16 protein-coding genes and 1 tRNA gene are annotated in these 12,133 nt (G+C 49.0%); 10 read left to right on the top strand and 7 right to left on the bottom strand.

What is annotated here, in order from left to right; all coding sequences use genetic code 11:
- Positions 1-5 precede the first annotated feature (5 nt).
- A complete protein-coding gene (locus tag ABF87_RS09725) occupies positions 6-407 on the bottom strand; it encodes an outer membrane protein assembly factor BamE (RefSeq protein ID WP_160828935.1) in 402 nt (133 codons plus the stop codon).
- A gap of 77 nt (positions 408-484) precedes the next feature.
- Here ABF87_RS09725 and fur point away from each other — a divergent pair, with 77 nt between their 5' ends.
- Both fur and ABF87_RS09735 read left to right on the top strand, forming a co-directional pair.
- Entirely contained in the window at positions 485-925 is a 441-nt protein-coding gene (gene fur, locus ABF87_RS09730; RefSeq protein WP_160828995.1) for a ferric iron uptake transcriptional regulator, read from the top strand.
- Positions 926-986: 61 nt separating this feature from the next.
- Positions 987-2,204 carry a lytic murein transglycosylase gene (locus tag ABF87_RS09735; protein WP_160828936.1) on the top strand — a complete coding sequence of 406 codons (1,218 nt, stop codon included), beginning with the start codon at positions 987-989 and terminating at the stop codon, positions 2,202-2,204.
- Between the two features lie 52 nt (positions 2,205-2,256).
- On the opposite strand, the gene ABF87_RS09740 is transcribed toward ABF87_RS09735, so the two are convergent.
- On the bottom strand, positions 2,257-3,243 hold the full coding sequence (locus ABF87_RS09740; protein WP_160828937.1) for a malate dehydrogenase: 987 nt from the start codon (positions 3,241-3,243) through the stop codon (positions 2,257-2,259).
- A 281-nt stretch (positions 3,244-3,524) separates the two neighbouring features.
- Here ABF87_RS09740 and ABF87_RS09745 point away from each other — a divergent pair, with 281 nt between their 5' ends.
- From ABF87_RS09745 to ABF87_RS09755, 3 genes are read left to right on the top strand one after another with little or no spacing between them, the layout of a single operon-like run.
- A complete protein-coding gene (locus ABF87_RS09745) occupies positions 3,525-3,887 on the top strand; it encodes a DUF1428 domain-containing protein (RefSeq protein WP_160828938.1) in 363 nt (120 codons plus the stop codon).
- Positions 3,888-3,941: 54 nt separating this feature from the next.
- Positions 3,942-4,541 (top strand): DUF1579 domain-containing protein, encoded by a 600-nt coding sequence (locus ABF87_RS09750; protein WP_160828939.1) that lies wholly within the window; start codon positions 3,942-3,944, stop codon positions 4,539-4,541.
- A 29-nt stretch (positions 4,542-4,570) separates the two neighbouring features.
- The gene (locus ABF87_RS09755) at positions 4,571-4,876 is read left to right on the top strand and encodes a VOC family protein (protein ID WP_205012681.1); all 306 of its coding nucleotides are present in this window, start codon (positions 4,571-4,573) and stop codon (positions 4,874-4,876) included.
- A gap of 8 nt (positions 4,877-4,884) precedes the next feature.
- On the opposite strand, the gene ABF87_RS14775 is transcribed toward ABF87_RS09755, so the two are convergent.
- Complete coding sequence (locus ABF87_RS14775) at positions 4,885-5,118, bottom strand: hypothetical protein (protein ID WP_205012682.1); 234 nt, start codon at positions 5,116-5,118, stop codon at positions 4,885-4,887.
- 160 nt (positions 5,119-5,278) lie between these two features.
- Between ABF87_RS14775 and dapC the strand changes: the two genes are divergently transcribed.
- Together dapC and dapD are read left to right on the top strand one after the other, a co-directional pair.
- On the top strand, positions 5,279-6,478 hold the full coding sequence (gene dapC, locus ABF87_RS09760; protein WP_160828940.1) for a succinyldiaminopimelate transaminase: 1,200 nt from the start codon (positions 5,279-5,281) through the stop codon (positions 6,476-6,478).
- A 30-nt stretch (positions 6,479-6,508) separates the two neighbouring features.
- On the top strand, positions 6,509-7,330 hold the full coding sequence (gene dapD, locus ABF87_RS09765; RefSeq protein ID WP_160828941.1) for a 2,3,4,5-tetrahydropyridine-2,6-dicarboxylate N-succinyltransferase: 822 nt from the start codon (positions 6,509-6,511) through the stop codon (positions 7,328-7,330).
- A gap of 68 nt (positions 7,331-7,398) precedes the next feature.
- Here the strand turns inward: dapD and ABF87_RS09770 are convergent, their stop codons facing one another.
- Positions 7,399-7,734: a BON domain-containing protein gene (locus ABF87_RS09770; protein WP_160828942.1), complete on the bottom strand. Its 336-nt coding sequence runs from the start codon at positions 7,732-7,734 to the stop codon at positions 7,399-7,401.
- Positions 7,735-8,028: 294 nt separating this feature from the next.
- Positions 8,029-8,982, bottom strand: coding sequence for a tRNA (adenosine(37)-N6)-dimethylallyltransferase MiaA (gene miaA, locus ABF87_RS09775; protein WP_160828943.1), 954 nt, complete (start codon positions 8,980-8,982; stop codon positions 8,029-8,031).
- Between the two features lie 167 nt (positions 8,983-9,149).
- Between miaA and ABF87_RS09780 the strand changes: the two genes are divergently transcribed.
- The 3 genes from ABF87_RS09780 to ABF87_RS09790 all read left to right on the top strand — a co-directional run bounded on the left by ABF87_RS09780 (position 9,150) and on the right by ABF87_RS09790 (position 11,158).
- Entirely contained in the window at positions 9,150-9,353 is a 204-nt protein-coding gene (locus tag ABF87_RS09780) for a twin transmembrane helix small protein (RefSeq protein WP_160828944.1), read from the top strand.
- Between the two features lie 62 nt (positions 9,354-9,415).
- Positions 9,416-10,627, top strand: a complete 1,212-nt coding sequence (locus tag ABF87_RS09785; protein WP_160828996.1) for an NAD(P)/FAD-dependent oxidoreductase — start codon at positions 9,416-9,418, stop codon at positions 10,625-10,627.
- A gap of 117 nt (positions 10,628-10,744) precedes the next feature.
- Positions 10,745-11,158, top strand: coding sequence for a zinc ribbon domain-containing protein (locus ABF87_RS09790; protein ID WP_160828945.1), 414 nt, complete (start codon positions 10,745-10,747; stop codon positions 11,156-11,158).
- Positions 11,159-11,336: 178 nt separating this feature from the next.
- Here the strand turns inward: ABF87_RS09790 and ppa are convergent, their stop codons facing one another.
- Both ppa and ABF87_RS09800 read right to left on the bottom strand, forming a co-directional pair.
- The gene (gene ppa, locus ABF87_RS09795) at positions 11,337-11,885 is read right to left on the bottom strand and encodes an inorganic diphosphatase (protein ID WP_160828946.1); all 549 of its coding nucleotides are present in this window, start codon (positions 11,883-11,885) and stop codon (positions 11,337-11,339) included.
- 45 nt (positions 11,886-11,930) lie between these two features.
- Positions 11,931-12,020, bottom strand: a tRNA-Leu gene (locus tag ABF87_RS09800).
- Positions 12,021-12,133 lie beyond the last annotated feature (113 nt).

The following is a 12,133-nucleotide window of genomic DNA, read 5'->3' on the forward strand; positions in this document are numbered from 1 at the left end:
AGAGCTTATTTAGTGGTTGCGGTATCGACCTGAGCCGGTTCGGTTTTGGAATTGGCTGCAGCGGGTTGGGCTGTTGTCGGGTTCTTGGAGAATGTCAGGTGGTTCTCGATATGGACGATTTTGTCATTTTCAAAGAAAACGGTAAGCCGTTTTTGTTCGACCAAATTTCCTTTTTCGCGGAATATATACACATAATCCCAGCGGTTATCGCGAAACGTATCGACGATGAGTGGAGATCCCAGCACAAAAAGAACCTGAGATTTGGTCATGCCCGGTTTGAGCTTGTCCAGCATTTCTTCGGTGATGACATTGCCTTGCTGAACGTCGATCTTGTATAAAATAGGCGGAAGATACGAACACCCTGTCAAGAACAATAAAACCGTCAATACGAGAGTTTTTGCAATCATTTTGTTGATATTATCTGTTTCCAAAGTGCGCTGAGCACTATATGATACAGCAAATCATTTTCCTAACAGAGATAACCATGAGCAACTCCGGCGATCTGAAAAGCATAGGGCTTAGGAATAGTGGCCTTAAAACAACCCTGCCGCGTCTAAAGATTCTCAATCTGTTTGAGCAAAGCAGTGTGCGGCATATGTCTGCTGAAGACGTGTACAAGGTTCTTCTGAGCGAGGGCGAGGATATTGGATTGGCGACCGTTTATCGCGTTCTGACGCAATTCGAGCAAGCCGGTTTATTGGAACGCCACCATTTCGAAAGTGGCAAGGCAGTTTTTGAACTGAAGCGCGATGGTCATCATGATCATTTGGTATGTCTGCAGTGCGGACGGGTGGAAGAGTTTTATGATGCCGACATAGAAAAGCGTCAGATTGCCATCGCCAAGGAGCGTGGATTTAAATTGCAGGAGCATTCGTTGTCGCTGTACGCAGACTGCATCAAACCGGCGTGTCCGCATCGAAAATAACATCATGCCAACGCTTGCATCAGGCTGCGCTCGAGCAGTTGCTTTTCGTCGTTCTGCGCGAATGAGTCGCAGGTACTTGGGCGTATTTGTGTTGTTCATGGCTGGCTGGTTGCCGGCCCATGCTGTTCAGGCCAATTACTCATTTGATGAATGCATGACCAAGATCGGTTCTCAGGCAAAAACCGAAGGTATTTCGGATAAAACCGTTCAATACGTATTAGGCAAGGTAAAACATATCCCGCGCATCATCGAACTGGACCGGCGTCAACCTGAATTCACCCAGACATTTGCCAATTACTTCAATACCCGCATCAACGATGAACGAGTACAACGTGGCCGGGAGTTATTGGCTAAGCACCGCTCATTATTGGATAAGATTCATTCTGAAACTGGCGTGCCGGCGCAATTCCTTATTTCATTCTGGGGCCTGGAATCAAATTATGGCGGCCATTTTGGTGAATGGTCGGTAACGGATTCATTGGCAACACTTGCCTGTGATCCGCGCCGCAGCAGTTTTTTTACGCAGGAATTGCTGAATGCATTGCGTATCATCGATGCTGGCGATATTGCTCCAGAACGCATGATGGGTTCATGGGCCGGTGCGATGGGTCATATGCAGTTCATGCCGTCGACCTATCTCAGTTATGCAAAAGATATGGATGGGGATGGGCGGCGTGATCTATGGGGAAGTATTCCGGATGCTTTAGGGTCGGCGGCTAATTTTCTGCGCCAACTAGGCTGGGTTTCCGGGCTGAACTGGGGGCAAGAAGTTCGATTACCACCAGGCTTTGATTATTCGCTGGCAGGTAGGGGGCACATGCTCAGTCTGGCGGAATGGGTAACATTGGGTGTTACCACGACTTCTGGAGCGCCGCTGGATGCGTCGTCGGAACACAAGGCGACCTTGCTCGTTCCTGCTGGCCACCAAGGCCCGGCATTTCTAGTCACGCGGAATTTTCAAATTCTCATGCGCTGGAATCGGTCGGAATTCTATGCATTGTCGGTGGGTCATTTGGCTGATCGCATTGCCGGAGCGGGAGGATTACATCGCCCGCCCCAAGTGGAGACGGTAAAAATATCGCGCGAGCAGGTGCGTCAATTGCAAAAGGATCTATCAGCACTGGGGATTGATGCCGGGGAAGCGGATGGTGTCATGGGCAGTGCTACCCGTCAAGCCATCAGCCGCTTCCAGCAGAGCACACAGCGCATTGCCGATGGACATCTGGATGCGACATTGTTGCATGCGATTCGGGAAGCCGCGCGTACCCTAACACCTTGAGAATAATATTAAGTAAGCTTTGCAGAGAGTTGCAGGCTGAACATGCAGGCGCTCAAGCGACCAAGTGTTTAATCGCTTCTTGCTCAGCAATTAATTCCTGGTAACTAGCCTGCATTTTGTCTTGATCAGATTGACTGGTTTCCAGTCCCTGGACAATCTGATAGTGACCGTTCTTGCAGGTTACCGGAAAACTATACATGACGCCGCTTGGGATGCCATAACTACCGTTCGAGGGCACACCCATCGAGACCCAATTTCCCTCTGCAGTACCAAATACCCAGTCCTGTATATGATTGATGATCGCATTCGCTGCACTGGCGGCGCTTGATTTGCCGCGGCGTGCTTCGATGATGGCTGCGCCACGTTTTTGAACTGTCGGGATGAAGTGATTTTCGATCCAGGCTTGATCACCTAATAACGATAATACTTTGTCATTGCCGGCCATCGCATGACTTAGATCTGGAAATTGGGTATTGGAATGATTGCCCCATACGATCATGCGCTTGATGTCCGATACCGGAACGCGTAGTTTGAGCGCAACCTGCGATAAGGCGCGGTTATGGTCGAGCCGCAGCATTGCTGAAAAATTGCTGGGATCCAGATCAGGCGCATGCTTCATCGTGATATAGGCATTGGTATTGGCAGGATTTCCCACCACCAGCACCTTGACGCTGCGTTTGGCAGCGGCATTCAGCGCTCTGCCTTGTTCGATGAAAATCGGTCCGTTGGCCGCGAGAAGATCCTTGCGCTCCATATTTTCTCCCCTTGGACGTGCACCGACCAATAGGGCAATATCCGCATCATCAAAGGCTACTTCTGCATTATCGGTAGTGACAATACCGGCCAGTAAGGGAAAGGCGCAATCATACAGTTCCATCACGATGCCATCGAACATCGGTTGCGCATCAGTAATATCATGTAATTGCAGTATGACTGGTTGATCGTTGCCAAACATGTCACCTGCTGCAATGCGGTACAGCAGGTTGTAACAAATCTGTCCGGTTGCCCCAGTAACAGCAATACGAATAGGCGGTTTCATTTTTTCCAATCCTCGGAGAGCCGCTACTAGATTGATAAACCGGCGGCAAATATGGGAAAAAGTGATCGGATTATACTTGCAATCAGGCGCTCACGAAAGAGCAAGTTTTACCGAAGGTCGCGAAATCCAGATATCGCATTGATTGCATATTGAATATGGAAGGAGTGTTTTAGTTGGAAATTCTACTGAACGAAGACGCGCTTTGATTGCCTGTACTATTATCGGTGAGCGATCGGTTGAACCGGTGTTGCTCGTCGGAGAAAAAACTTACAGGAGAGCTTATGGAAAAATATGTGGATGGATTTGTGATACCCATTGCCCATAACAAATTAGAAGAATATACGCGTCTTGCAGAATTGGCTGGATCGATTTGGATGGAGCATGGTGCGCTGGCCTACACCGAATGTTGCGGGGATGATCTCAATCATGAAGGTTTGGTTTCATTCCATCAGGCTGCAAATGCAATCGAAGGCGAAACGATGATTTTCTCGTGGATCATATTCGAATCAAAAGAGCATCGCGATCGAGTCAATCAAGCGGTAATGAGCGATCCGCGTTTAAAGGAAATGATGAATCCTGATTCTGGTCCTTTCGATTGCAAGCGAATGGTATATGGCGGTTTTAAAACGATTGTCGATATGTAGCTCGTTTTTTGTCAAGCGAGCGCTTATGGATTCTTATTGATAAAGGAGAACGTTATGCGATATTTATCATTGATCTGGATTGCTGTGCTTTTTATGCTGGTGGCGACGCCTATCGTAGCCGATGAGAAAAAGAGCAATAAGCCGATGAGTTCTGAAGAAATGGTGGAAATCTACACAAAATTGGCAGCGCCTGGCGAACCACACCGATTATTGGCCAGTCTGGCCGGTAATTGGACGACCACAACCAAGGAATGGATGGATCCTCAAAAACAACCCACCGAATCAACCGGATCAGTTGAAGCCAAGATGATTTTAGGTGAGCGGTTTCTTCAGCAGCAGATCAGCGGCACTATGCATGGCAGACCCCATACCGGGATCTGGACCGTAGGATATGACAACTTGCTCAAACGTTATGTGTCGAGTTGGATCGATAGCATGAGCACGCAAATTTTCATGATGGATGGCACGGCCAGCGCTGACGGCAGGACGATAACCTTTACCGGACAACATGCCGAAGTGGGCGGTGGACACATGTCACATCGCGCTGTCTGGAAGATTGTGGATGGCAATAACCAGGAATTCGTCATGTACGGGGCTCATCATGGCGCAGCAGAAATGAAAATGATGGAAGTTGTGTATACCCGGAAAAATTAAGACTCGATGTGTGCTGGCTCTATAGGAGAATGCCCGTCCAAACCCACTGCGGCGAGCGATATTTTCGGAATGCTGGTGAGGACAAAACGGATGTAGGCCATTACTCCTCATGGTTCGATGATCAAGCTGAAGAAGCGGCAGAATTTTACACCGCTATTTTCAGCAACTCGACCATCAAAAAAGTAACTTATTATGGATACGCTGGTTTCGAGTTTCACGGTCGGCCTGCAGGTTTGGTCATGACGGTGGAATTCGAAATGGCCAAGCTTTCACGGCGGATCGACATTTGCTCCAATGAAGCCATCTCGGTTCAGGTGCCCTGCAAAACGCAATAAGAAGTGGATTATGGGGTGACTTGCTGGGCGATGGAACAAGCGAACAATCGCAACGTGCCATGAACGTGTTGCTGCGCATGAGAAACTCGAGATTGCAAAGCTTGAATCAGCGGATTTGGGATGACGCGTTTGTAATCGCCAGAAATCATTGAACGATCCAAGACCGCAAGATGCTCCCGGATCGCTGAGTTTGCTTGGAAAATACCTGAAAACAGGACGTGAGCTGAATGATAGTCAGGCATGTGGTTGCTCTCGGGCGGAGGCACTGGTTAACGATAGGGTGACGTGTTTCATTTGGCCATTCCGGTGCGTACGTTTATAATCCGCACACATTCAACCATCTTAATTTTGCGGAGCAATCGGCTCAGCAGTCGCTGACTGAGCCCGGCAATCCATGGCCACATGAATCCACATTTGAATCAACTACAACCTTATCCGTTTCAGAAATTACGGCAACTGATGGAAGGAATAACGCCCACCGCCGCACTGGAACCTATCCATCTGCAAATTGGCGAGCCGAAGCATGCCACTCCTGATTTCATCCGTCAGGCCATCATCGATCATCTGGATGGACTCTCGGTGTATCCCACGACACTTGGGGCGCCGGCACTGCGCAACAGCATTGCTAGTTGGCTGAAGCGGCGGTTTAATGGGCCTGCAATCAATCCGGAGACTGAAGTCATTCCCGTCAATGGCAGCCGCGAGGCGCTGTTTTCGTTTGCCCAGGCAGTCATTGACAGCAGCGTCCCCGATCCGGTGGTGGTGTGCCCCAATCCGTTCTACCAGATTTATGAAGGGGCTGCATTATTGGCGGGCGCTGTGCCGCATTTCATCAATACTTTTCCTGATAATCAGTTTAAGCTGGACTATGCGCAATTGCCCGATGCGGTATGGTCGCGGGTGCAGTTGGTGTATGTGTGTTCGCCCAATAATCCGACCGGTGGTGTCATGACGCTGGCGGATTGGCAGGAATTATTCGCATTGTCGGATCGTCATGGTTTCATCGTGGCTTCGGATGAGTGTTATTCGGAAATTTATTCGGATGAGGACAATCCGCCACTCGGTGCGTTGGAGGCTGCGCATCGGTTGGGGCGAAGCGGCTTCCCGCGACTGGTGGTCTTCAATAGCCTGTCCAAGCGCTCGAATGCGCCGGGATTACGCTCAGGGTTTGTGGCCGGTGATGCCCGGCTGTTGGAAAAATTCCTGTTGTATCGGACCTATCATGGTTCTGCAATGAGTCCGGTTGCGCAGGCAGCCAGTAGTGCAGCGTGGAATGATGAAACGCATGTGGTGGAAAACCGCCGCTTATATGCGCAAAAATTTTCTGAGGCCATCGAGATATTATCCGATGTCACAGCGGTCCAGATGCCGGATGCCGGCTTCTATCTGTGGATCAGAACGCCCATCAGCGATACCGAATTCACCCGCACACTCTATCAAGACTATAATGTGACCGTATTGCCGGGCAGCTATCTGGCGCGCAACGCGCAGGGCATGAATCCTGGCGAAAATTTCATCCGGGTTGCGCTGGTTGCTTCACCGCAGGAATGCGCCGAAGCGATGCGGAGAATGAAGTTATTTTTTGAGAAACTTGGGATTTGAGTATTCGAATCCAATTATTTAGGAAAAATTATGAATGAATTGAAAGCCATCATTGAAGAAGCATTTGATCGCCGTGCGGACATTACGCCACGCAATGTTGATGCCAGTCTGAAAGAGGCTGTTGCGCAGGTGCTCGCTCTGTTGGATGGTGGAAAACTGCGCGTCGCGGAGAAAAAGGATGGTGACTGGGTGACGCATCAGTGGATCAAGAAAGCCGTGCTGCTGTCTTTTCGTATCGAAGATAATAGCTTCATCAAAGGTGGTTTTTCCAATTATTTTGACAAAGTGCCCTCGAAGTTTGCAGATTACAGTTCGCGTGATTTTCGGGATGGCGGCTTCCGGGTCGTGCCGCCCGCGGCTGTGCGTAAAGGTTCATTCATCGCCAGCAATGTGGTGTTGATGCCTTCCTATGTCAATATCGGTGCCTATGTCGATGAAGGTACCATGGTGGACACGTGGGCAACGGTGGGGTCGTGTGCGCAAATCGGCAAGAATGTGCACTTGTCGGGTGGCGTTGGGATTGGCGGTGTGCTTGAGCCGGTGCAAGCGAATCCGACGATCATCGAAGACAATTGCTTCATCGGTGCCCGCTCGGAAATTGTCGAAGGCGTGATTGTGGGTGAGAACTCCGTCATTTCGATGGGCGTGTATATTGGCCAGAGCACGAAAATCTATAACCGCGAAACCGGTGAGATCAGTTATGGCCGTGTTCCGCCGGGATCGGTCGTGGTATCCGGCAATTTACCGGCCGAGAACGGGAAATACAGTCTTTATTGCGCAGTAATCGTGAAGCAGGTGGATGCCAAAACCCGCTCTAAAACGGGGATCAATGAGTTGCTGCGGGGTATTTGATCATCATCGTGAGTGCTGCCATAAAAAATCCCCATCACGGGGATTTTTTATGGATGTATGAATTGTGGTTAGTTTTTTACGATCTGATTGTCGACTTTCTTGACGCCATCGACGATCCAAGTGTGCATATTGACGCGGGTGAGCTGATCTTCATTACTGACTGTACCGCTCAGAGTCACTGTACCATCCTGGACTTTGATATCGATTTTCGAGCCTTGCAGGGCTGGATCGGATTGCACGGCGGTCGTGATGCGCGCAAAAATGGTCGAATCATCATAGACTGGCGCAGAAGGTGGAGGAGCCCATGATTTATGAGTCCGCTCCGCATAATTCTCGCAACCGGTCAGTATGATCGCGATCATGAAAAATAAGATTAACGTAAGTGATGTGTTGCGAATGTGCATAGCGATTTTCCTATTGATGTTTTTAGGGAAATTCGGAATAACTATTGCGCTTCGGTATGCCGCATGAACCTGTTATCGCTTGGCTTGATGGTCGCGCAACTTTTCAGAACTTCCTCAGTTGAACCAGTGTTGCAATGAAAACATTCTTGTTATTCGAGTGTGTATTTTAATTCTGGTTCTGGTTGTAAGAATACAGGATAGTGCGGATCATACCCCTATCGGCAGGCCGCACACAAGGCAGGAGATTCAGGAATAAAACACATCAATGAGTTGCTGTACAGGTGAGAACGGCAATTATGTGGATTGGGCATGCAAACGCTGCTGCAAAAAAGAACGGACTTGAATGCTCAGGTTTGGGGAAAGGCAATCGAATTCCTGCAGTCGCTCATTGTTCATGCTGCGCAGCCACGTCAGTTGGCGTTTGGCCAATTGCCGGGTAGCTGCGATTCCCATGTCGCGTAATTGCATCATATTGATTTGATCATTCAAATACAGATATGCCTGGCGATATCCGACGCAGCGCATCGACGGGGCTTCTGGAGTAAGAGAGGGAAATTGCCGCAGAATCGATACGAGTTCCTCGATTAGTCCGCCGTCCATCATGTCGTCAAAGCGCTCGGCGATGCGCCGATGTAGTTGACTGCGATCACTTGGTGTCAGCGCAATCGAGATGGCTTCAAAAGGGAAATCTGTCAGTCTGGGTGCTTTCAGGACTTGCGACATGGGTTGCTGGGTGAGATGACAGACTTCCAACGCCCGCTGAATACGTTGACTATCGGTGGGTTTGATGCGTGCGGCGGTTTCAGGATCCAATTCGATAAGTTTTTGATGCATTGCTGGCCAGCCAAGCTCTTCGGCCATGTTTTCCAGTTTGTGCCGTAGCTGCGGGTTGGCCGAGGGCAATACCGATAAGCCTTCCTGCAAGGCGCGGAAATACAGCATCGTTCCACCCACCAATATGGGAATTTTATTGCGACCTATGATTTCGTGCATGAGCGTCAATGCACTGCGGCGAAATTCCGCTGCTGAATAGTGTTGATCCGGATCGATCACATCGATAAGGTGATGGGGTATACGCGACAATGTGGTTTGATCAGGTTTGGCAGTGCCGATATTCATCAGGCGGAATACCTGAGCTGAGTCGACGCTGATGATCTCTACCGGAAAATGCGCTGCAATGTCCAAAGCGATTCTGCTTTTGCCGCTGGCGGTTGGACCCATGATAAAAATGGCGGGAGGGAAACTCATGTAAGGCGCCCGGTGTCAATATGTGTGAATGGGAGAATTCAAAAAAGGAATTTTAACGATCGCTAAAATACGGCGTGGTGTGAGGTGAATGCTCCCGTCAAATAGTCATTGGACAATCAGTAAAACTGGGCTAAACTTCGGCAGAACTAACTTACAGGAACAGAACATTGAATATCTTCGCGGCCATATTATTTCTCATTATAGTCTATAGCCTGGGATCGGCACTCTATTACATGTTTAAGGACAAGGGCAATTCCACTCGCATGGTCAAGTCGCTGAGCATTCGTGTCGGTTTGTCGCTTTTTCTATTTATCGTCATGATGATAGCTGCTCGATTGGATATGCTGTCTTCTCCGGAGTTTACTTACTGACCTGACCTATGTCAGGGGTGATTTTCGCGCATTCAAGAAAGTAGCGGTCGTCCTTGAAAGAGCTGTCAAAAGATGTGGTCATCATTGGCGCAGGCGCTGCAGGCATGATGTGCGCCATTGAAGCAGGAAAGCGCGGGCGCCGGGTGGTATTGATCGATCATGCCCGCAAGCTTGCGGAAAAAATCCGTATTTCTGGGGGCGGCCGGTGTAACTTCACCAATCGTCATGCCAAAGCGGAACACTTTATTTCGAATAACCCGCATTTTTGTCATTCTGCGCTTGCTCGTTTTACCCCACAGGATTTTATTGCGCTGCTTGAAAAGCATGGCATTCGCTATCACGAAAAAAAATTAGGTCAACTGTTTTGCGATGAGAGTTCGCAACACATCATCGAGATGCTGAAGAATGAATGTGATGATGCGGGTGTGCTATGGCACATGTCTTCTCAGGTTGAACGGATCGACCCGTGTTCAGCGAATGATGATTTTTCCTCCGCTACCGGACGGTTCCGGGTGACCACGGAACGCAATTCGATCACGGCGAGTTCTTTGGTAGTTGCTACGGGTGGATTGTCCATTCCACAGATTGGTGCCACGGCATTGGGATATCAGATCGCCAATCAATTTGGGATTAACGTGACGTCCCTACGACCTGGATTGGTGGGTTTAACGTTTGCAACTGAGGATTTTACGGCTTTTAAGGATATTCCAGGAGTATCGGTTGACGCTGAAGTAAGCTGCGAAGGTGTGAAGTTTCGCGAAAATGTGCTATTTACCCATCGAGGATTGAGCGGGCCTGCTATTCTACAAATTTCCTCTTACTGGCGTCCGGGCAACATGTTGCGCGTCAATTTGCTTCCTGCTGAAGATGCCGAACATATGATAGCTGCACATCAAGACAGTACCCGCGTGCTGACTAATGTGCTGGCCCAATATTTACCGAAACGGTTCGTGCAGGCATGGTGTTCAGCGGTTCTGGCGCCACTTTCACTACCGGTAAAACCGATGAGTCAGTATCGTGAGCATGAATTGCGCCATATCGTAGATCGCTTGCGGGATTGGCAAATTGCGCCAACCGGCACGGCCGGTTACAAAAAAGCGGAGGTTACGCTGGGTGGTGTGGATACTCATGAATTATCATCCAAGACCATGGAGTCCCGGTATGTTCCCGGCTTATATTTCATTGGTGAAGTCGTAGATGTGACTGGACATCTGGGAGGTTTTAATTTTCAATGGGCTTGGTCATCGGGTTACGCAGCGGGACAAGTGGTGTAGCCATGCAGTTTCCTGAGTGGTTCATTAATGATGCGGTGATGATTCAATTCAGTCCGATCAACAAATAGTATTCATTGGGTGACACTCAATTCGTTCCAATTTTTTAATGAGGTATTTATGCGTTGTCCAACATGCGGTGCGGAAAATCCAGAAGGGGTGCAATCCTGCGCGCAGTGCCACACCTCTTTGCCTGGGGATTCATCGTCGCGCAGCAATGAAAATTTCACACCTGCGTCTGCTCAAGGAAATTCTCAGCAGCCTGAGGTTCCGCATCCTTTCGACTCAGGGAATGAGTCTTCACAAGCTAAAAATACAGACCCATCCGATACTCATGTCAAACGGGTATCGCAGGGCGTCAATATCGGGATTATCATCGGTACGATATTCTTTCCTGTGATTGGTGTGGCAATGGGGTACACCTATCTTAAGAAAGACCATCCCGATGAGAGAAAAGCCGGAAGAAATTGGCTGATTCTTGGTGTGGTCATGTTTATAGTGAATATCATGCTGATCAGTGTGCTGAAAAGGTAATAAATACTTATTCGCTTCAGGAAGACCTTAAAATCAAGGAAACTTGAAGAGCGACTACTGCTCAGTAGGCGGGCTGCACTGGAATCCAGCTCGACGCGATCACCTGTCTTTCGTAGACGATATGCTCATGAATGGGTTGGTTTTAGCGGGCCGACGCTGTTCTTTGGCTGTGTTTGCCCTAGAACATGGGCTTGTTCGAGGTGGAATTAAAGCGATGGATACCCGCCAGGATTTCTGATTTTGCCGGCTCAACGCCATCCCAGCCTTGGATCTTGACCCATTTTCCTTCTTCCAGGTCTTTATAATGCGCAAAAAAATGGGCAATTTGCGAGCGGATCAACTGCGGTAAATCATCATGTGATTCGATATCTTTATAGAGATTGCAGAGTTTGTTGATAGGTACAGCGAGTAATTTGGCATCATCCCCGGCTTCATCGGACATTCTCAGCACCCCCAGGGGACGGCAACGGACAACCACGCCGGTGATGAGCGGCACCGGCGAAATCACCAACACATCGACCGGATCGCCATCGTCCGACAAAGTATGAGGAATATAACCATAATTGCACGGATAATGCATACAGGTTGACATGAACCGATCGACGAACATCGCGCCGGTTTTTTTATCGACTTCATATTTGATGGGATCAGCATTCATTGGGATTTCGATAATGACATTAAAGTCATTCGGAATATCCATGCCTGAGCCAACACGATCAAGGTTCATACTTGCTCCTGAGGAAAAAGAAGTGATAATACATGTCGTTGCGGATGGTGCCCGGGGCCGGAATCGAACCGGCATGGGCGGTTTAAGCCCGAGGGATTTTAAGTCCCTTGTGTCTACCTATTTCACCACCCGGGCGATTGAAACGGATTGCTATACAATTGGAATGGCAGAGTCAGGCGGCATTATACCCTGAAGCAGGTTTTTTTTGCATGCTTGTTAGGGAAGCACTGCTTAATTGGGCGAATGAG

The sequence above is a fragment of the Nitrosomonas sp. JL21 genome, assembly GCF_009833095.1.
Taxonomy (GTDB): Bacteria; Pseudomonadota; Gammaproteobacteria; order Burkholderiales; family Nitrosomonadaceae; genus Nitrosomonas.